This window comes from uncultured Parasphingorhabdus sp. (assembly GCF_963677535.2).
In the GTDB taxonomy this organism is placed as follows: Bacteria; Pseudomonadota; Alphaproteobacteria; order Sphingomonadales; family Sphingomonadaceae; genus Parasphingorhabdus.
On the sequence record NZ_CAXXUT010000003.1, the window covers coordinates 2,020,549 to 2,039,829 of the forward strand.

Sequence of the window (19,281 nt, forward strand, 5' to 3'; positions counted from 1 at the left end):
TTTTACCCGTGGCAATCGCGGAAAACCGCCGTCGAGACTGGTTAAAAGCCGCGAAACTCTATGGCGTCGCCGATCGGGATCCGGGGTACATCGAACGTGTTGATCGGTGCATCGGGATCGCGATAGCCGATCGCCATGCCGCAAAAGAAGATGTGCTCGTCATCGATGCCGAGCAATTCGCGCATATAGGTACCGTACATCGCCCAGATTTCCTGCGGGCAACTGTCGAGTCCCTGCTCGCGCAGCAACAGCATGACGGTCTGCAGCCACATGCCCATATCCGACCATTGCGGTGGGCCCATATATTTTCTGGTATAGGTGAACAATTGCACCGGCGCGCCGAAACTGTCCCAGTTTTTTGCCATCTGTGCGACCCGTCCGGCGCTATCGCCGCGTTCCAGACCGACGGCATCGAACATCCCCTTGCCGACCGCGCGGCGCTGTTCTTCGTAGCGGCCGTCTAGATCCTTTGGGTAAATGTCATATTCCATGCCTTCGCCCATCGGCGCGGTCGCGGCCTTTGCCTTGATCTTGGCGGTAATGTCCTTGAGCGCATCGCCGCCAACGACAACCGCGCTCCACGGCTGGGTATTGCCGCCGGAAGGAGCGCGCTGGGCGGTTTCAAGAACGCGTTCGAGCGTCGACTGGTCAACCGGCTTGTCGAGAAACTGGCGGACGGACCGGCGGGAGGTGACGGCTTCGGTTACGTTCATTCAATCAATCCTCGTCAAAGAGACCGGCCAGCTGCTCGACCATGGTTCCGCCCAGTTGCTCGGCATCCATGATCGTCACGGCTTTCTTGTAATAGCGGGTCACGTCATGGCCGATACCGATGGCGACCAGCTGCACTGGCGAGCGGCTTTCGATCCATTCGATCACCTTGCGGAGGTGATTTTCCAGATAGGCGCCATGGTTGACCGACAATGTGCTGTCGTCGACCGGCGCGCCATCGGAGATCACCATCAATATACGGCGTTCTTCGGGGCGAGCGATCAGCCGACTGTGCGCCCACAGCAGGGCCTCGCCGTCGATATTTTCCTTGAGCAGGCCTTCGCGCATCATCAGCCCGAGATTTTTCTTGGCATGGCGCCAGGGTTCGTCGGCTTTCTTGTAGACGATATGGCGCAGGTCGTTGAGCCGTCCGGGGTTGGCCGGGCGATTCGCCGCCAGCCAGTCCTCGCGGGTCTGGCCACCTTTCCAGGCGCGGGTGGTGAAGCCGAGGATTTCGGTCTTGACGCCGCAACGCTCCAGGGTGCGCGCCATGATATCGGCAGAGATGGCAGCAATAGAAATCGGCCGGCCGCGCATCGAACCGCTGTTGTCGATCAGCAGGGTCACCACCGTGTCGCGGAAATCGGTCTCGCGCTCGATCTTGTAGGACAGGCTGTGCGAGGGATTGCTGACCACGCGAGCGAGGCGGGCGGCATCGAGCATGCCTTCTTCCTGATCGAAATCCCAGCTGCGGTTCTGTTGTGCCATCAGGCGGCGTTGCAGGCGGTTGGCGAGTTTCGTCACCGCGCCCTGCAAATTGGTCAGCTGCTGGTCGAGGAAGGCGCGCAGCCTAGTCAGTTCCTCTTCGTCGCACAGCTCGGTGGCGCTGACCACTTCGTCATATTTTTCGGTCCACGGCGCATAGTTGAATCCGGGAGGCAGGTCGGACATCGCCCGGTTGGGACGGACCGGCATCATGCCATCGTCGCCGGCGTCCCCCATTTCCTCTTCGGCGCCTTCTTCCAGTTCCTCGGCATTCTGGTCGCTTTCGCCGTCCTGGCTGTCGTCGTCCGATGGTTCGGAGCGCATTTCGGACTCGCCCTGATCGCCGGTGGCTTCCTCGTCGGCACCGTCATCCTGGCTGTCGTCGCTGTCTTCGTCACTATCCTCGTCGTCGTTGTCGTCGGCTTCGGATTGCTCGTCGCACTTGATCAGGTCGAGATGCTGTAGCAACTGTGTCGACAATTTTGCGAAACTGCTCTGGTCGTCGAGCGTCAGGTTGAGGCCGTCGAGATCGGCACCGGCGCTTTCCTCGATCCACTCGCGCAGCATGTCGAGGCCTTTGACGGTGCCTTGCGGTGGCGCCTGTCCGGTCAGCTTCTCCCGCGCCAGCAGGGCGAGGGCCGTGGAAATCGGAACCTCGTCGCGATTCTGTGCCCGCGCGATCGGGTCGGAGCGCATGCGCATTTCCAGCGCCGCATTCAGATTGTCCTTGGCACCCGACATGTTGCGGGAGCCCAGCGCGTCGGTGCGGACCTGTTCGAGCGCGTCAAAACAGGCGCGCGCCAAGGCTTCCTGCGGCGCATTCCTGCGATGGGTCGCTTCGTCATGATGCCGTAATTTCAGCGAGAAACTGTCGGCAAAGCCCCGCGCTTCCGCGACTTGCGCCGGTGGCAGATCGCGCGCGGGCATTGGCACCTTGAGATGCTGGCCGGCCTGCGAAGGCGCTTCGGCGGTATAGGCCAGCTCCAGATCGGGCTCGCGGGCGATTGCGCGCGCAGCACCGCCCAGCACATCTTTGAGATCATCAAGTTTGGAACGGTCAGCCATAGAAGCGAACAGCTTTAAGCGGAAAGGCGAGGGGAATCAAAGGCCTAATTTCCTGCTTTTTTGTTAGGCGGGATCCCCCGCGAGGGTTTACTGTCCCGGCGGGGTTTCCGCCTGGCGCCGTTCGATCGCCACACCCTCGCCGTCAATCCGCAAATCCACCGGCACACCGCCTATTTCCGTGCCCACGCGGACGCCGCTGTCGCCGTTTATCCGGACCTCCGCATCGCCGATTTCTACAGGAATTTCCGGGATCTCCGGCAGGTCGAGCGGCGTGACCGGCCCTTCGGGATCCGGCTTGTCCTGCGGTTTGGTGCTGCCGGCTGGTTTTTTGGACTGCACGGCCTGCTGCATGAAATCCTTCCAGATACGCGCCGGCAGGCTACCGCCGCTGATCCCTTTCAGCGGTGAATTGTCATCATTGCCGATCCACACGCCCACCACCAGCCGGTCCTCGCCTTCGCCGGCATAGCCGACGAACAGTGCGTCGCGATTATTCTGGCTAGTGCCGGTCTTGCCATAATTGGGGATGGTCAGCATTGCCCGCCGTCCGGTGCCATTATTGACGGCCGCCCGCAGCAATTTTTCCATGTCGACATGGGTCCTGGCGTTATAGCGGCCGGGCCAGTCGAACAGCCACTCGGTCCAGCTCTGCTCTTCCTTCTTGAAGGCATAGGGAACGACCGGCCAGCGATTGCCGGCAACCCCGGCATAAGCCGCGGTCAACTCCATCAGATTCATCGTGGATGTGCCGAGCGCGAGACTGGGATCATCCTCGGCCAGCGGGGACTTGACGCCGAGATTGCGGGCCTCCCGAATGACCGCCTTGTCGCCGATCTGGCCAAAAAGCCGTACGGCCGCGACATTGCTGGAACGGGCAAAGGCTTCCTGCAGACTTATTTCTCCGCGATATTTCTCGCCGGCATTTTTCGGCAGATAGCCACCCTTCGTAATCGGGCTGTCGTCGACCATAGCATCCGGACTCATGCCGGAGCGCAGGGCCGCCAGCCAGACGAACAGCTTGAAGGTGGAACCCGGTTGCCGCTGCGCCTGGGTAACGCGGTTGAAGGCGGATTTTGCATAATCCTTGCCGCCGATCATTGCCACGACTTCGCCGTCGGGCCGCATCGCGACCAGCGCGACCTGCGCCTGGCCGAGCGGCGCGCGAGCAATCGCCCGGCGGGCGATTTCCTGCATTCTGGCATCCAGCGTCGTGGTCAGGGCAAGGCGTTCATAGCTCAGATCGGTCAGAGCGCGGGCCTGCGGCATCGCCCAGTCGGCAAAATAGGTCCCCGTGGGCAGGATGTTTTTCGCCCGGACGTCCAGTCTCGCGATGCCCAGTCTATCGGCTTGCTGCTGGCTCAGATAGCCGGCGCTGACCATTGCGGACTTGACCAGATTGGCCCGCTTGGCGGCCAGATCGGGATTGCGCGTCGGGGCGAGGCGCGACGGGGCCTGCACCAGACCGGCAAGCATGATCGCCTGCTCCAGCTTGAGATTTTCCGGCTGGCGATAATAATAATGCAGCGATGCGGCGCGCAATCCGTAGACATTGTCGCCGAAATAGACATTGGACAGGTAACGTTCGAGTATCTCGTCCTTGGTCAGCCAGGCCTCCAACCAGAAGGCGATCAGCATTTCCCGCGCCTTGCGGGTCAGGCTGCGTTCCGGCGTCAGGAAGGTCGTCTTTGCGAGTTGCTGGGTGATCGTGCTGCCGCCCTGGGTCATGCCGCTGCCCGAGATATTGCTCCACAGCGCCCGTGCCAGGCCGCGCGGATCGACGCCCCAGTGCGAATAGAAACGCCGGTCCTCGATCGCCATGAAGGCTTCGCGCACATGGTCGGGCAGTTTCGCCACCTCCACCGGATCATCGACCACCGCCCCGTTGCGGGCGAACGGCTGTCCGTCCGATGTCAGCAGCGTGATTTGCGGCGGGGCAATCGGTTGCAGCGATTTGGACAGGGGCGCGGTGATGGCGAGATAGGCAACGAGCAGGATGAACAGCAAAAGCCCGGCCGCTACCGCGCGGCTGAACCACCACCATTTGCCGCGCGGCTTCTTGAGCGGCGCCACCGGTTCGTCAATGCGCGGCGGTACGGCATCAGCATAGGGTTCATAGTAAGTGGATTCAGCGGTCTTTCGCCGGGCAAACGGCCAGTACCAGCGCTTGCGTCCGGGATCAGAAGAGGTAAGATCGTGCATCAATTTACTGTATTACAAAAATAATACGCCATATGCGAGCGGAAATAGTCGAACGGCGATTGCCCGCCGATGAACATCATTTTTTTGACTTTTGCTGTTTCAGTTCGGTTTCGACCCGGTCGGGGTATTTTCCGGTCTTGTCAAATTCCGCCAAGGCCGCGAGAATCCTGCGGTCCTCTCGCATGACCTTGCGAACTACTCCCATTTGATATTCGAATTTTCAGCTCGGTTCATGGGCTTCCTCGCCCGTGAATATAGCTCGTTTATCGAACCCGTAAAGCCGGCGTCGACAGCCTAACCGCCCATCACGCTTTCCGGCAGATCCTCACCAAATACCCGCTGATAATATTCCGCTACCAGCATCCGCTCCGCTTCGTCGCATTTGTTGAGGAAGGAGAGGCGGAAGGCGAAGCCGACATTTTTGAAAATCGCGGCATTTTGTGCCCAGCTGATCACCGTTCGCGGGCTCATCACGGTGGAAATATCGCCGTTGATGAATCCCTGACGGGTCAGATCCGCAACCTTGATCATATTTTCCACCGTCTCGTCACCGGCTTCGGGCACTTTCGACAGGATCACCTTGGATTCGGTCTCGGCCGGCAGATAGTTCAGCGTCACCACGATATTCCAGCGGTCCATCTGGCCCTGGTTGATCTGCTGCGTGCCATGATACAGCCCGCTGGTGTCGCCGAGGCCTACGGTGTTGGCGGTGGCGAACAGGCGGAAATAGGGATCGGGCCGGATCACCCTGTTCTGGTCGAGCAGGGTCAGCTTGCCTTCCGCTTCCAGGATGCGCTGGATTACGAACATCACATCCGGGCGACCGGCGTCATATTCGTCAAACACCAGGGCGGTCGGCGTCTGCAACGCCCAGGGCAAAAGACCTTCGCGGAATTCGGTAACCTGCTGGCCGTCCTTCAGGACAATCGCGTCGCGACCGACCAGATCGATACGGCTGATATGTGCGTCGAGGTTGATCCGGATGCAGGGCCAGTTGAGCCGTGCGGCGACCTGTTCGATATGGGTCGATTTTCCGGTGCCGTGATAGCCCTGCACCATCACCCGGCGGTTGAAGGCGAAGCCGGCAAGGATCGCGATCGTGGTTTCCGGATCAAACACATAGGACGGATCGAGATCGGGAACCCGTTCGTCCTTCAGACTGAACGCCGGAACCTGCATATCCACGTCCACTCCGAACACTTCGCGGGCATCGACGGTGATGTCGGGCGCGGCCAATATGGTTTCGTCGCTGGCGTCTGGGGTGATATCGGGTATGTCGGTCATCATAGTCCTTCGAAAAATCTTTGCCGCCCTAGGAAATGCGAAAAGGGCGAGCCACTATCTAAAATCCGGTGATTCCTTAAGCTGCGTATAGGCCTCGATCACTTTTGCCAACTGTTTCTCGTGGCTGCGGTCGCCACCGTTGCGATCGGGATGATATTTGCGCACCAGCGCGGAATAGGCGCTGCGGATATCACTGCGGACAATGGATTTTGCGTCACTGTCGCCAAGCCCTAGCGTCCTGAGCGCATTCTGGTCTGCTTTCGATATCGAACGTCCATGTCTATTGGCGGCTGTCTTGAGGCTGGCAAAGCGCGCGCCGATCGCATCCAGCGGATCGGTGAAATCGGCCCAGGCCGGTTGCGCGCCGGCGCCGCCGTCATAGATTCGGCGCGATGAATCCCATCCTCTGACCGGATGCTGGGCTTCGAAAATCTCCTCGGAATCCATGCCGGCGAAATAGTCATAGCCCTGATTGAACTCGCGGACATGGTCGAGGCAGAGCCAGCGATATTCGCCGGGGCCATCGTGACTGCGGCCACGGCCATAGAGGGGCGGCGCGCGAAATTCGCCGGATTCCGCGCAGCCGTCAATCGCGCAGGGCTGGCCTTCGGTTTCCACGCGTCCGTAGAAGCGGTTGGCTTTTCTCTTGGGGGAAACAGTCAATATTGCTCCGTTGGTCCCGCGCGGTTCGCCGGACGGTCTGAAAGCCGCAAACGCGCTTCGACAAGGGCGGTGCAAACGGCTAATATGGTGAGTGAAAAAGCAATATGGAGATTCGATGCCCAAAGGTCCAGTCCACAGCGAGATAGAAAAAAGGCTCACCGCCGAACTCGCGCCGATATCGCTCGTCGTGACCAACGACAGCGCCAGCCATCATGGCCATGCCGGCGACGATGGCAGCGGGGAATCGCATTTTACCGTCGAAATCCAATGCGCGGCGTTTGAAGGCCAGTCCCGGCTTAATCGCCAGCGGATGGTCAACAAGGCGCTGGGCGACCTGATGCGCGACAAGGTTCACGCGATGGCAATCAAGGCGAGGGCACCGGGGGAGTAAATGTTCGGCATCCTGCAGACCATCACCCCCACCACGCATGATCTCGGCAAGTTTCAGGTCCGCCGGGTTCTGCCAACTCGGCATCGGCGGATGGTGGGGCCGTTTATCTTTGTCGATGAATTCGGTCCGGCGGTATTGCCGGAAGGGCCGGGCATGGGCGTCCGTCCGCATCCGCATATCAATCTGGCAACGGTAACCTATTTGTTCGAAGGCGCAATCGATCATCGCGACAGTCTGGGCACGCACCAGACAATCCGGCCGGGCGAAGTCAATCTGATGACCGCGGGCAGGGGGATTGTCCATTCGGAACGCTCGCCGGTGGAAACGCAGGACGAGAAGAAACCGATGTTCGGGATGCAAACCTGGCTGGCACTCCCCGATGGCAAGGAAGAGATCGATCCGACGTTCGAGAATGTCGGAGTGGATGATTTGCCGCTGGTCGATGATAGTGGCGCAAAAGCCCGGATCATCATGGGGAGCCTCTGGGGGCAGACGGCGCCGACCTCCTGTCATGCCGAGACAATGTATGCCGATATCCTGCTCTACGCCGGAGGCGCGATCCCGATTGATGCGGAGGCCGACGAACGGGCGGTGATGCTGGTCGACGGTGATGGTGCGCTGGATGGCGTGCCGCTGGAAAAATATATGCTCTATGTGATCGCGCCGGGGGCGAAGGTCTCGCTCTCATCTCTGTCGGGCGGCCGTGCGATGTTGCTCGGTGGCGAGGCTTTTGCCACCGAACGCCATGTCTGGTGGAATTTTGTTTCGTCGAGCAAGGAGCGGATCGAGCAGGCCAAGGCCGACTGGTTTGAAGGCCGATTTCCCGAGGTTCCGGGCGATCCCGATGAATATATTCCGCTGCCGGACGGCAAGCCAAAGACGATTACGGATTAGGGCTGTGCTCCGCACTTGATGCGGAGCCCCGGGAGGCATGCGCTGACGACGCCAGAGCTCCGCATCAAGTGCGGAGCACATAGTCTCTATTCCTCAAACCATTCCACCCACGCGCCATGGGCGTGAGCCCGCCCGAGCAGTGCCGGTTGCTCGCCGCCCGGCCAATGGCGGATGATCAGCTCGTGGCTGAAGGTCTTGCGGTTGGTTTCCAGCGACATCCAGGCAATGGGCCTGTCCGGGGTCGCCGCTTTGCCGGCCATCTCCATCGCCGCTGTAATCCGGTCCTTGGTTGCCTGCGGCAGATATTGCCAGACAATCGAATGCATCAGCACCCGTGTGACGCCGGCTTCTTGGGGCAGGGTAAGCTGCTCTTCAACCCAGTCGGCGCCATCGGCTTTGGCGACATCGGGCGGATTCTGCTTGGCCAGCGCGATCGAGGCTTCCATCCGTTCGAAGCGGGCGGGCATTTCCGGCCAGATATAGCCCTTGAGCCGGGCGGCGGTTTCATCGTCGGTGAGATCGATCGGATTCTGGTCGCAGCCGCGGGCGCTGTCAATCTCGACCGGGGCCTGCGGGGGAGGCGGTCCCCGCCACTCGGGCCTGATCCGCATCGGCGAATCCTCCGGCCCCGCCTCAACGCCGTTCAGATCATAATGATAGCGGCCCATCATCGTATTCACCCCGGCGCTGGCGCCCAGTTCGAGCAGTTCGAATCGCGGACCGATACGCCCGGACAGCCAGAGCAGGCCCGCCATGAAACTCGCTGACCGTCCGGATTCGTTGGTCTGCGGCGGGCTGTCGAACCAGGGCAGGAGATCGGCATCATGGTCGGCGACAACCTGTCCCACCAGATGATCAATCGCATCCTGATTGGTGATCCTTCCCTCGTAAATATCCGCCAGCCGGGGTTCCTTGCCGCTGAGATAGAGATGATGCAGGCCGCCGGTGAGGCGCAGCGGCATCGCGTCTTCCAGCGGTTTTCCCGGCCACTGCGCGATCTTTTGCCCGCAGGCTGTCGGGCCGTTGATCAGAGCCAACTGGGCGATGATGATCGAGGCTGTTACCGGGGCATCGTTGCGCCGGCAATGTTCCGCCTGGCCGCGCATTCCCTGCGCGATATCTTCGACGTCCAAAATATCCATAACTCGTTGCCCTTTCATCTGCGAAGCCGTAAAGCCGCGGCCATCATGGCCAAACCACTAATCTTTGCAATTCCGAAAGGGAGGATTCTCGACGATGCCTTGCCGCTCCTGGAGCAGGCGGGGATCGTGCCAGAAGACGCCTTTTTTGACAAGTCCAACCGCAGTCTGCAATTCGCGACGAATCTGCCGCATATGTCGATCATCCGGGTACGGGCGTTTGATGTGGCGACCTTTGTCGCCCATGGCGCGGCGCAGATCGGCATCGTCGGGTCCGACGTGATCGAGGAATTCGGCTATAGTGAATTATACGCGCCGGTCGATCTCGGAATCGGTCGCTGTCGTCTGTCGGTGGCGCAACCAAAGGACGATGCCGAGGAGGTCGGGAATATCTCGCATTTGCGGGTCGCCACCAAATATCCCAATCTCACCAGCCGCTATTTCGAGAGCAAGGGCATTCAGGCCGAATGCGTGAAACTTAATGGCGCAATGGAACTGGCACCCTCGCTCGGCCTGTCGCGGCATATCGTCGATCTGGTCGAATCCGGTAGCACGCTGAAAGCCAATGCTCTGGTCGAGACCGACCGGATATTGGACATCTCCGGACGGCTGGTGGTCAATCGTGCGGCTTACAAGATGCGCAGCGCCGAGCTGACCCCGCTGGTACAGAAATTCCGCGAGCTGGCGGGGCAGGTCTGATGGTTCTTCGACTCTCCATTTCTGATCCGGATTTCGATGCCGCCTTTGACGCGCTGGTCAATGCCCGGCGCGAAGCGGATGCGGATGTTTCGGCGGATGTTCGGGCGATCATTCAGGATGTTCGGGATCACGGCGATGACGCTGTTGCGCGGCTGACCGGCAAGTTTGACCAGCATGATCTGGAGCAGACCGGCTGGCGCGTCGACAAGGCGGAATCCGAAGCGGCACTGGAAGGACTGGAAGCATCCTTGCGGGTTGCGCTGGAGCTGGCGGCCTTGAGAATTCGTGATTATCATGACGGGCAACTCCCTGATAACAGGGACTATATGGACGATGCTGGCGTGCGCATCGGTGCGCGCTGGGGCGCGGTCGAGCGGGCGGGCATCTATATTCCCGGTGGCCGCGCGGCCTATCCGTCTTCGGTGCTGATGAACGCGATTCCGGCCAAGGTCGCCGGTGTCGAGCATATCATCATGGTGACCCCGGCGCCCGGCGGCTATATCAATCCGCTGGTGCTGGCTGCGGCCGAACTGGCAGGGGTGGACGAGATTTGGCGGATCGGCGGCGCACAGGCGGTGGCCGCGCTCGCTTATGGCACGGAAAAGATCAAACCGGTCGACGTCATTACCGGTCCCGGCAATGCCTGGGTGGCCGAAGCCAAGCGGCAGGTGTTCGGTGTTGTCGGTATCGATATGGTTGCCGGCCCATCGGAAATCGTCGTGGTTGCCGATGGCAAGAATGATCCGGACTGGATCGCCGCCGATCTGCTCAGCCAGGCGGAACATGATCCGACCAGCCAGTCCATCCTGTTCACAGATGATGCTAAATTTGCCGAACAAGTTTCTGTTAAAGTGGATGAACAGCTCGGTGTCCTCGCAACGTCCGAAACCGCCACTACCAGCTGGAACGACAATGGCGCGATCATAATCGTCGACCGGCTGGATCAGGCGGTGCCGCTGGTCGACCGGCTGGCGGCCGAACATCTGGAACTGGCGGTCGATGATCCCGATGCGCTATTCCGCAAGATCCGCCACGCCGGATCGGTGTTCCTCGGCCGGCATACTCCCGAAGCCGTCGGTGATTATGTCGCCGGCCCCAATCATGTATTGCCGACCGGGCGACGGGCGCGTTTCTCGTCCGGTCTGTCGGTGACGGATTTCATGAAGCGTACCAGCTTCATCCACTGCGACGAGCAGGCCCTGCACAATATCGGCCCGGCCGCGGTCGCGCTGGCTGAAACGGAGGGCCTGCCAGCCCATGCTGCCAGCGTGCAAAAACGGCTCGACCGGATCTGACATCCAAAGAGAGAGAAAAGTCCATGACCATTTCCCTATATGACGCCATAATCCCGACCCAGCTGCAGATCATCGCGGCGGTTCGCAAGCTTGTCGACAAGGCCAAGGCCCATTGCGAAGACAATGGCACCGCACCGGAAGAGATTATCGGCGCGCGACTGATCGAGGATATGCTGCCCTTTTCCTATCAGGTAAAATGCTGCCGCGAACATTCGCTCGGCGCCATTGAAGGCGTCAGGGAGGGCGTGTTTACACCCAGTCTGGCCCCGCCGCCCGAAGATTGGGCCGGCCTCTATGAAAAGCTTGATGAAGCAAAGACCGGGCTCGAAGCGATTAGCGAAGCCGAGATGGAAGGCTTTGCCGGCCAGCATATGGAGTTCCGCTTCAAGGATCGAGTCATGCCCTTCACCGCTGAAAATTTCCTGCTGAGCTTTGCTCAGCCGAATTTCTATTTTCACGCGACCACCGCTTATGACCTGCTCCGCCAGCGCGGATTCCCGATCGGCAAGGGCGATTTTCTCGGCGTTCCGCGGATGAAAAGGACATGACCGCAAAATCCACCTCCCGATCCGCTGCCCGGCTGGCTGCGGTCCAGGCGCTGTTCCAGCATCAGATGGAAAAGACGCCGGTACCCAAGCTGCTCAAGGAATTTCACGACCACCGGCTCGGCAAGGAAATCGAGGATGACCAATATCATCCGGCCGAACGCGACTTCTTTGACGATCTGGTCATCGGCGTGACCTCGCGGATGGAAGAAATCGACCAGCTGGTTGCTTCGAAACTGGCCGCCGGCTGGACGCTGGGACGGCTCGACAAGACGATGGTCCAGATCCTGCGCTGTGGCACATTTGAACTGGTCGCACAGGAAGACGTACCGATCGCAACGGTAATTGACGAATATCTGGACGTCGCCCATGCCTTCTTCAACAAGAAGGACGCCGGTTTCGTAAACGGGCTTCTGGATAGCATCGCCAAGCAGGTGCGGGGCTGAACAATCTTCCCCGCCAACACGGGGGAGAATAATGTCCGACTTTCTAGACCGCCTGGATCCGGCTTTTCGAGACGTCATTGCGGCCGACGGACCCTATCTGTTCGATATATTGAAGAGCGATGTGGCCGCGGCGCGTGCCGCGCTGGATACGATGTTCGCCCAAATGAGCGCGGACCTGCCGGAATATGACGGTCAGAAAGACGAATATCATATGCCGGGACTCGATGGCGACCCCGATGTTGCGGTGATCGAATATCGCGCCCGGGATGTGCTCTACCCGGATTGTACCATCATCTGGCTGCACGGCGGTGGTTACGTGATGGGCAGCGCCGACGATTTGTCGGCCCGGGGCTTTTCATCGCTCGCGCCGGTAGTCTCGGTCGATTACCGGATGGCGCCGGAGCATCGCGCGCCCGCTGCCGCCCGCGATGTATGCGCGGTGATCGAGCGGGTTGCGAAAAACCGCAATCCGCGCAAAATCGTGCTTGGTGGACCGAGTGCCGGGGGCGGGCTGGCGGCGAGCGCGGCGCTGATGAACCGCGACCGGGGCGGTCCCGATATCGCTTTCCAGCTGCTGATCTACCCGATGCTCGATGATCAGCACGACACGCCCTCCGGTCATATGGACATCCCGCCGACCAGCTGGACGCGGGAAACCTCGCTACATGCCTGGTCGCTCTATGCCGAGGAAGGCGGTGCCAGCCCATATGCCGCGGCAGCGCGGGCTACCGATCTCGCCGGACTGCCGCCCGCCTATATCATGTGCGGCGATCTCGATCTGTTTCTCGACGAAGATATTGCCTATGCCAATCGTCTTCGTTCATCCGGCGTTCCGGTTGAGCTTGCTATCTACCCAGGCGCGCCGCACGGATTCAATGGATTTGCCCCACAGGCAGCGGTCAGCAAGCGCGCCAACGCTTCCATCAGAATGGCACTGGAGCACGCACTCTCTTGAACGAACTGGAATTTATCGACCGGCTCAAGGCGATCACCACGCATCCAGCAGCCCGCGGGCTGGCCGACGACGTTGCCATGATGCCGTTCGGCCGACACAAGCTGGTGATGACCCACGACATGATGGTCGAAGGCATGCATTTTCTGCGCGATGCCGATCCCGCGGATGTCGCCTGGAAGCTGGTTGCGGTGAATCTTTCCGATCTGGCAGCCAAGGGGGCAAAGCCGCTCGGCTTGCTGCTCGGCTATGGCCGGACCGCCGGTGACGCCTGGGACGCCGCCTTCGTCGAAGGGCTGAAGCAGGCGATCGACCGCTTTTCTGTTCCGCTGCTGGGTGGCGATACCGTGGCGATGGGCGACAATGCGCCGCGGACATTCGGCCTGACAGCCATTGGCGAAGCGAAGGGGCATATAGTGCCCTCCCGCAGCAACGCCCGGCCTGGTCATGCTGTATATGTTACCGGAACCATCGGCGATGCCTGGGCGGGGCTGCAAATTGCATCCGGTGCGTTGCAGGCCGATGATATAGACATTAGCGCAACACTGTTGAAGGCGCACACCCGGCCGACACCCCGGCTGGAAGAGGGGCGGATATTGTCCAATCTGGTCAGCAGCATGATGGATGTCTCCGACGGGCTGCTGCTCGATGCGTCGCGTATTGCGGCAGCCAGCGACGTGAAGATCGAAATCGATCTGGCGGAACTGCCGTTGTCGAAACCGTTCCAGACTTTGGTGGGCACTGACCGGGATGCGCGGATGAAGGCAGCGACCGGAGGCGACGATTACCAGCTGTTGCTCACCGCCAGCCCGGAAACCGTATTGTCAGTGCCGTTGACGTGCGTGGGCATCTGTCGACCCGGGTCCGGTATCGCATTGCACAGCCACGGCGAACGACTGGAATTGCCCGACGATATGGGGTTTGTGCACGCCTGATCCAGGCAAATTCTATCAAATTGAATAGGCTCAAAAGCGTTCCCGCCGGCGCGGGAAATCAGGGCTTGCACCCTTCGCATTTCCCGCACTATACCTGTCGCGAAAGCGCCCTGATCAATGGGGTGCTCGTAAAAAAATAGGGGGGGATGCTCAGTAATGACTGTAGTCACCATTTCAATTTTATGTGGCCTGATAGCCATATTATACGGCTTTATCACCAGCCGTCAGGTGCTCAATGCACCCGCCGGCAACGAGAAAATGCAATCCATTGCCGGCGCGATCCAGGAAGGCGCACAAGCCTATCTGAACCGCCAATATCGCGCAATCGGCCTCGTCGGCATTGTCGTCGCGGTTCTGGTATTCCTCTTCCTCGGCCCCATTTCTACAGTCGGCTTTCTGCTTGGTGCCATTCTTTCCGGCGTCGCGGGCTATATCGGCATGAATATTTCGGTTCGCGCCAATGTCCGCACGGCGCAGGGTGCCAGCGAAAGCCTGCAAACCGGCCTCACCGTCGCATTCCGTGCCGGTGCCGTGACCGGTATGCTGGTGGCGGGTCTCGCCTTGCTGGCCATCTCGATCTTCTTCTACGTGCTGACCACCCAGATGGGCATGGCGGCCAATGACCGCACGGTCATCGACGCGCTGGTCGCGCTGGCCTTTGGCGCCTCGCTGATTTCGATCTTCGCGCGTCTGGGCGGCGGTATCTTTACCAAGGCTGCCGACGTCGGCGCCGATCTGGTCGGCAAGGTCGAAGCGGGCATCCCCGAGGATGATCCGCGCAATCCGGCTACCATCGCGGACAATGTCGGCGACAATGTCGGCGACTGCGCCGGTATGGCGGCTGACCTGTTCGAAACCTATGTCGTGACCGTTGGTGCGACCATGGTTCTGCTGGCCCTGCTGTTCGGCGATCTTGTCGGCAGCGCCATGCTCTATGACCTGATGTCCCTGCCGCTGATCGTCGGTGGTGTCTGCATCCTGACGTCGATCATCGGCACCTATATGGTGCGCCTCGGCAGTGGCACGAACATCATGGGCGCGTTGTACAAGGGCTTCCTGACCACGGCGATCCTTTCGATCCCGGCCATCTATTATGTCACCATGCGCACGCTCGGCGACATGGACACGCCGATCGGCACCGCGCTCGATGGCACAGGCGGTTTCACCGGCATGGCGCTGTTCTGGTCGATGATGGTGGGACTGGCCGTCACCGGTCTGATCATTTGGATCACCGAATATTATACCGGAACGGAATATCGTCCGGTGCGGTCGATCGCCAAATCGTCGGAAACTGGCCATGGCACGAACGTGATCCAGGGCCTTGCCATTTCGATGGAAGCAACGGCTCTGCCGACTCTGGTCATCGTCGTTGGTATCGTCGTCGCTTACCAGCTTGCCGGCCTGATCGGCATCGCCTTTGCGGCAACGTCGATGCTGGCGCTTGCCGGTATGGTCGTGGCGCTGGATGCTTATGGTCCGGTCACCGATAACGCGGGCGGCATTGCCGAAATGTCGGGTCTCGATGACAGCGTCCGGGAGAAAACCGACGCGCTGGATGCGGTTGGCAACACCACCAAGGCTGTCACCAAGGGCTATGCCATCGGCTCGGCCGGTCTGGCAGCACTGGTGCTGTTCTCCGCTTATACCGCTGACCTGAAAGAGTTCTTCCCGAACCTCGAAGTCAGCTTCAGCCTGGAAAATCCCTATGTCATTGTCGGCCTGCTGCTCGGCGCGCTTTTGCCCTATCTCTTCGGAGCCATGGGCATGACCGCTGTGGGACGCGCTGCGGGTGACGTGGTGAAGGACGTGCGCGCACAATTCGCCGCTGACAAGGGCATCATGGATGGCACGTCACGCCCCAACTATGCCCGGACCGTGGATCTGGTGACCAAGGCGGCGATCAAGGAAATGATCCTGCCGTCGCTGCTGCCGGTGCTCGCGCCGATCGTGGTCTATTTCGTGATCACTGCGGTTGCCGGTCAGGCCAATGGCTTTGCCGCTCTTGGTGCGTTGCTGCTCGGCGTGATTGTCTCCGGCCTGTTTGTTGCCCTGTCGATGACAGCGGGTGGCGGTGCCTGGGACAATGCCAAGAAATATATCGAGGATGGCAATCACGGCGGTAAGGGCTCGGAAGCCCACAAGGCTGCGGTGACCGGCGATACTGTCGGCGACCCCTATAAGGATACCGCAGGACCCGCCGTCAACCCGATGATCAAGATTACCAATATCGTCGCATTGCTGCTGCTCGCAGCGCTTTATGCGGCGCAGGGCGGCGTGCACTAGCACCCGCATAAACCGGTCCAATCAGAACCCCGCCGGAAGCGATTCCGGCGGGTTTTTTGTTCGTGCCGGTGCGCCGATCGCGCTGCCGACAGCGTTAATAAGATTTTACCCCTTTTGCGCTAGTCCGGCCAGCGAAGGTGGCAATGATGCGGGTGGAACGATTTCGATGGATTTGAGCGGGTTTCAGACGATGCAGGGCAGGGATGTCGGAGCTGATGGTCTCGCCGGAGACCGGTCCGCACGGCAGTTCGCCGCACATTTTCATCCCCCGTCCAGGATCGATGCCAGACTCGTCGAGGCCTGGAGCGATCTCGCCGGACAGGCCAGCGAGCCGAATATATTTTACGAGCACTGGTTCCTGGTTCCGGCGCTGGCGCAATTGCGCCACCATGATGACCTGCAACTGTTTTTGCTCTGGGCGGGCGAACCGCACCGTTCCCCGTTACTCGGCCTGATGCCGGTCGGTCCGGAACAGCAATTCGGGCGCTGGCCGGTGCCCCACGTCCAGAACTGGATGCATCACAATTGCTTTCTCGGCACACCGCTGGTCCGCAAGGGCTTTGAACCGATGTTCTGGGAAAAGCTGCTCGCCGCACTGGACGAACGCGGGTGGCCGGGTTTTCTCCACATCAACGGCATGACCATAAACGGTCCGCTGGATCAGGCCCTGCGCATGGTCTGCGACGGGCAGAAGCGGCGTTGCGATCTGGTGCATAGCGAGGCCCGGGCGCTGCTGGAAGCGCATTGCACGGCAGACGAATATTACCGGACCAATATCCGCAAGAAGAAGCGCAAGGAACTGCTGCGGATCAAACGCCGGCTGGGAGAGCTCGGAGAGCTGCAATTTTCCTGCCTCCAGGACCGGACCAATCTGGACAGCTGGATTGACGAATTTCTGGCGCTCGAACGCAAGGGATGGAAAGGCAAAAGCGGCTCGGCGCTGGACTGCGCCGACGCCACCCGCGAATTTTTCCGTGCGACCGTGCGCGGCGCGGCGCAAAGCGGACAGCTGGAGCGGCGGGACATGTGTCTTGACGGACAGCCGGTCGCGATGCTGGTCAATTTCCGCTCGGGTCGCGGCGGTTTTGAATTCAAGACCGCCTTTGATGAGGATTATGCAAGCTATTCACCCGGCGTGCAGCTGCAGATTGAAAATCTCGATTGTCTCGACAAGGATGCAGTGGACTGGGTCGACAGTTGCGCGGCTGAAGGTCATCCGATGATCGACCATCTCTGGTCCGGCCGCCGCCATATAGGCCGCTTCTCGATCGAACCGCAGCGTCTCGCCGACCGCGCTGTCTTCCGCGGCGTCCGGCTGGGCGAGCGGGGGATGGGCAAGCTCAGAAAGCGAAAAATTTTCGATCCGGCAGAGGTGTAGTCATGAACCAGATTTCTCACAGGGACAGTTTCCGGCAGCCGGTTTTCGGCGCGGACATGCGGCGGCAATTTGACGCCTGTTATCCCGAACAGGCGCAGCTTTTCGACCATGACTTGCGTTCGCACGAATTGCTGACGCTGGAGGCGCTGGCGCAGCTCGGCGAGGCGATGCCACAAGCGAGCGTCGAGTATAATCCGGGCGATCTGCCGGTCGGAATCAGGCCGGAGGATGTGCCGGATAATGGCATGGCGATTGGCGACACGATCCGGATGATCGACCAGTCGGCAAGCTGGGCGGTGCTCAAGAACATCGAGCAGGTGCCGGAATATGAAGCGTTGCTGCTTTCACTGCTCGCCGAAATCAGGCCGATACTGGAGGCCAAGACCGGCCAGATGCTGAAGCCGCAGGGATTCGTCTTCGTGTCCTCGCCTGGCGCGGTGACGCCTTATCATTTCGACCCGGAGCATAATATCCTGCTGCAGCTGCGCGGCGAGAAATGGATGACCACGTTTCCGGCCGGCAACGCCCGCTTTGCCGCCGACGAAATCCACGAGGGCTATCACACCGGCGGCCACCGCAATCTGGTCTGGCAGGATGATTTTGCAGCCGAGGGCACGCGCCACCATCTGACGCCCGGCAAAGCAATTTTCGTGCCGGTAATGGCGCCGCATTTTGTGCAGAACGGGCCGGAACCGAGCATCTCGCTCTCGATCACCTGGCGCTCCGACTGGAGTTTTGAAGAAGCGGACGCGCGGGCGTTCAACGGCTGGCTGCGCAAGCGAGGCTTGACGCCCAAGGCACCGGGACGGTTTCCGGCGCGGAGCAGGACGAAGGCGCTCGCGTGGCGGGTGCTCAGGAAGATATCGGGTCAACGCCAATAAGGGCTGTTTTCGCCTTCTGGTCATCAGAGGAGAGGGCAAGGTGGTTCGGTGCCGCTTGTCACTATCGCGAATGGTGATCACATAGTATCGCGAACCTCCCCCCTTGACATTCCCCCTGTCACCGTCACTCTCCTCCCAAAAACAGGGAGAGAGAATATGGCCAGCAGCGCAACGGCACCGCCCGTCACCATGGAAGCGTTCGTAGAGAAGCAGGCGCGTACCGATGCGGTGGTGAATATTATACTGGCCGGCGGGATCAATTACTGGCTGACCCGCGATCTGGCCTTTGTTCCGGCGACGTTGCCCCTTGGCGATTCCGCGCCCAATCTGGGTGGAACGCTGGTGGCCATTGCCGTGCTGATGAGCCTGATGCTGACGTTGATCGTCTACGCGATCACCGTGTCGCAGCGCAAATCGGGCAAGGTCGCGCCCGGGCTGGCAGCTGACTCCCGGGCCGGTTTTGCGCCTTTTGTTCTGGCATTAAAACATCTGGCGATGACGCTGATCCCGGCGTTTCTGATTGTGATGGTCTTGCAGGGCGCGGGGCCGGAACTGCGGTTCACGCCGATGGCTTTTACCGCAGTCGTGACGATTGTCGCAGGGTTGCTGGCCTATCTCATGTCGAAAAGCACGACGCGTGCGGCGCTGAAGCTATGATCATCATCAACGCCAGCATCTCCACCGCCTCGGCCGCCAGTCCGGACGAGATTATCGCGTTATGCACCGAGCACAGCGTCCGCTCCCGCGCAGAGCCGG

General features: G+C 60.5%; 18 protein-coding genes. 12 read left to right on the forward strand and 6 right to left on the reverse strand.

The features are described from left to right. Positions 1-41: 41 nt before the first annotated feature. The 5 genes from ACHZCJ_RS16720 to ACHZCJ_RS16740 all read right to left on the reverse strand — a co-directional run bounded on the left by ACHZCJ_RS16720 (position 42) and on the right by ACHZCJ_RS16740 (position 6,687). A complete protein-coding gene (locus ACHZCJ_RS16720) occupies positions 42-713 on the reverse strand; it encodes a nitroreductase (protein WP_321327715.1) in 672 nt (223 codons plus the stop codon). Positions 714-717: 4 nt separating this feature from the next. Further along, on the reverse strand, positions 718-2,541 hold the full coding sequence (gene cobT / locus ACHZCJ_RS16725) for a cobaltochelatase subunit CobT (RefSeq protein WP_321327717.1): 1,824 nt from the start codon (positions 2,539-2,541) through the stop codon (positions 718-720). Between the two features lie 87 nt (positions 2,542-2,628). After that, complete coding sequence (locus tag ACHZCJ_RS16730) at positions 2,629-4,740, reverse strand: transglycosylase domain-containing protein (protein WP_321327718.1); 2,112 nt, start codon at positions 4,738-4,740, stop codon at positions 2,629-2,631. A gap of 294 nt (positions 4,741-5,034) precedes the next feature. Further along, positions 5,035-6,024 carry a cobaltochelatase subunit CobS gene (gene cobS, locus ACHZCJ_RS16735; protein WP_159647949.1) on the reverse strand — a complete coding sequence of 330 codons (990 nt, stop codon included), beginning with the start codon at positions 6,022-6,024 and terminating at the stop codon, positions 5,035-5,037. Between the two features lie 54 nt (positions 6,025-6,078). Beyond that, a complete protein-coding gene (locus tag ACHZCJ_RS16740) occupies positions 6,079-6,687 on the reverse strand; it encodes a DnaJ domain-containing protein (protein WP_321327720.1) in 609 nt (202 codons plus the stop codon). Positions 6,688-6,802: 115 nt separating this feature from the next. Here ACHZCJ_RS16740 and ACHZCJ_RS16745 point away from each other — a divergent pair, with 115 nt between their 5' ends. Both ACHZCJ_RS16745 and ACHZCJ_RS16750 read left to right on the forward strand, forming a co-directional pair. Then, the gene (locus ACHZCJ_RS16745; protein ID WP_321327721.1) at positions 6,803-7,078 is read left to right on the forward strand and encodes a BolA family protein; all 276 of its coding nucleotides are present in this window, start codon (positions 6,803-6,805) and stop codon (positions 7,076-7,078) included. Then, a complete protein-coding gene (locus tag ACHZCJ_RS16750; RefSeq protein WP_321327723.1) occupies positions 7,079-7,972 on the forward strand; it encodes a pirin family protein in 894 nt (297 codons plus the stop codon). 86 nt (positions 7,973-8,058) lie between these two features. On the opposite strand, the gene ACHZCJ_RS16755 is transcribed toward ACHZCJ_RS16750, so the two are convergent. After that, on the reverse strand, positions 8,059-9,114 hold the full coding sequence (locus tag ACHZCJ_RS16755; protein ID WP_321327725.1) for a DUF2332 domain-containing protein: 1,056 nt from the start codon (positions 9,112-9,114) through the stop codon (positions 8,059-8,061). 45 nt (positions 9,115-9,159) lie between these two features. Between ACHZCJ_RS16755 and hisG the strand changes: the two genes are divergently transcribed. The 10 genes from hisG to ACHZCJ_RS16805 all read left to right on the forward strand — a co-directional run bounded on the left by hisG (position 9,160) and on the right by ACHZCJ_RS16805 (position 19,182). After that, positions 9,160-9,810, forward strand: a complete 651-nt coding sequence (hisG, locus tag ACHZCJ_RS16760) for an ATP phosphoribosyltransferase (RefSeq protein WP_089131743.1) — start codon at positions 9,160-9,162, stop codon at positions 9,808-9,810. Further along, the gene (gene hisD / locus ACHZCJ_RS16765; protein ID WP_321327726.1) at positions 9,810-11,105 is read left to right on the forward strand and encodes a histidinol dehydrogenase; all 1,296 of its coding nucleotides are present in this window, start codon (positions 9,810-9,812) and stop codon (positions 11,103-11,105) included. The genes hisG and hisD overlap by 1 nt, the downstream gene beginning before the upstream one ends. A 23-nt stretch (positions 11,106-11,128) precedes the next feature. Then, positions 11,129-11,653: a DUF1993 domain-containing protein gene (locus ACHZCJ_RS16770; protein ID WP_321327728.1), complete on the forward strand. Its 525-nt coding sequence runs from the start codon at positions 11,129-11,131 to the stop codon at positions 11,651-11,653. Then, complete coding sequence (nusB, locus tag ACHZCJ_RS16775; RefSeq protein WP_100094172.1) at positions 11,650-12,096, forward strand: transcription antitermination factor NusB; 447 nt, start codon at positions 11,650-11,652, stop codon at positions 12,094-12,096. The genes ACHZCJ_RS16770 and nusB overlap by 4 nt, the downstream gene beginning before the upstream one ends. 31 nt (positions 12,097-12,127) lie before the next feature. Further along, the gene (locus ACHZCJ_RS16780) at positions 12,128-13,051 is read left to right on the forward strand and encodes an alpha/beta hydrolase (protein ID WP_321327731.1); all 924 of its coding nucleotides are present in this window, start codon (positions 12,128-12,130) and stop codon (positions 13,049-13,051) included. Beyond that, positions 13,048-13,983 (forward strand): thiamine-phosphate kinase, encoded by a 936-nt coding sequence (thiL, locus tag ACHZCJ_RS16785; RefSeq protein ID WP_321327733.1) that lies wholly within the window; start codon positions 13,048-13,050, stop codon positions 13,981-13,983. Before ACHZCJ_RS16780 ends, thiL begins: the two co-directional genes overlap by 4 nt. A gap of 156 nt (positions 13,984-14,139) precedes the next feature. Further along, on the forward strand, positions 14,140-16,266 hold the full coding sequence (locus ACHZCJ_RS16790) for a sodium-translocating pyrophosphatase (RefSeq protein ID WP_321327735.1): 2,127 nt from the start codon (positions 14,140-14,142) through the stop codon (positions 16,264-16,266). Positions 16,267-16,432: 166 nt separating this feature from the next. Next, positions 16,433-17,644, forward strand: a complete 1,212-nt coding sequence (locus tag ACHZCJ_RS16795; protein ID WP_321327736.1) for a GNAT family N-acetyltransferase — start codon at positions 16,433-16,435, stop codon at positions 17,642-17,644. 2 nt (positions 17,645-17,646) lie between these two features. After that, complete coding sequence (locus tag ACHZCJ_RS16800) at positions 17,647-18,525, forward strand: transcriptional regulator (protein WP_394700164.1); 879 nt, start codon at positions 17,647-17,649, stop codon at positions 18,523-18,525. A 156-nt stretch (positions 18,526-18,681) separates the two neighbouring features. Continuing rightward, complete coding sequence (locus tag ACHZCJ_RS16805; RefSeq protein WP_321327738.1) at positions 18,682-19,182, forward strand: hypothetical protein; 501 nt, start codon at positions 18,682-18,684, stop codon at positions 19,180-19,182. Positions 19,183-19,281: the final 99 nt, after the last annotated feature.

Bases quoted from the DNA above. Each gene is read 5' to 3' on its own strand.
- ACHZCJ_RS16720 (WP_321327715.1), bottom strand. From the start codon at position 713: ATGAACGTAACCGAAGCCGTCACCTCCCGCCGGTCCGTCCGCCAGTTT.
- cobT (WP_321327717.1), bottom strand. From the start codon at position 2,541: ATGGCTGACCGTTCCAAACTTGATGATCTCAAAGATGTGCTGGGCGGT.
- ACHZCJ_RS16730 (WP_321327718.1), bottom strand. From the start codon at position 4,740: ATGCACGATCTTACCTCTTCTGATCCCGGACGCAAGCGCTGGTACTGG.
- cobS (WP_159647949.1), bottom strand. From the start codon at position 6,024: ATGACCGACATACCCGATATCACCCCAGACGCCAGCGACGAAACCATA.
- ACHZCJ_RS16745 (WP_321327721.1), top strand. From the start codon at position 6,803: ATGCCCAAAGGTCCAGTCCACAGCGAGATAGAAAAAAGGCTCACCGCC.
- ACHZCJ_RS16750 (WP_321327723.1), top strand. From the start codon at position 7,079: ATGTTCGGCATCCTGCAGACCATCACCCCCACCACGCATGATCTCGGC.
- ACHZCJ_RS16755 (WP_321327725.1), bottom strand. From the start codon at position 9,114: ATGGATATTTTGGACGTCGAAGATATCGCGCAGGGAATGCGCGGCCAG.
- hisG (WP_089131743.1), top strand. From the start codon at position 9,160: ATGGCCAAACCACTAATCTTTGCAATTCCGAAAGGGAGGATTCTCGAC.
- hisD (WP_321327726.1), top strand. From the start codon at position 9,810: ATGGTTCTTCGACTCTCCATTTCTGATCCGGATTTCGATGCCGCCTTT.
- ACHZCJ_RS16770 (WP_321327728.1), top strand. From the start codon at position 11,129: ATGACCATTTCCCTATATGACGCCATAATCCCGACCCAGCTGCAGATC.
- nusB (WP_100094172.1), top strand. From the start codon at position 11,650: ATGACCGCAAAATCCACCTCCCGATCCGCTGCCCGGCTGGCTGCGGTC.
- ACHZCJ_RS16780 (WP_321327731.1), top strand. From the start codon at position 12,128: ATGTCCGACTTTCTAGACCGCCTGGATCCGGCTTTTCGAGACGTCATT.
- ACHZCJ_RS16790 (WP_321327735.1), top strand. From the start codon at position 14,140: ATGACTGTAGTCACCATTTCAATTTTATGTGGCCTGATAGCCATATTA.
- ACHZCJ_RS16795 (WP_321327736.1), top strand. From the start codon at position 16,433: ATGGATTTGAGCGGGTTTCAGACGATGCAGGGCAGGGATGTCGGAGCT.
- ACHZCJ_RS16800 (WP_394700164.1), top strand. From the start codon at position 17,647: ATGAACCAGATTTCTCACAGGGACAGTTTCCGGCAGCCGGTTTTCGGC.
- ACHZCJ_RS16805 (WP_321327738.1), top strand. From the start codon at position 18,682: ATGGCCAGCAGCGCAACGGCACCGCCCGTCACCATGGAAGCGTTCGTA.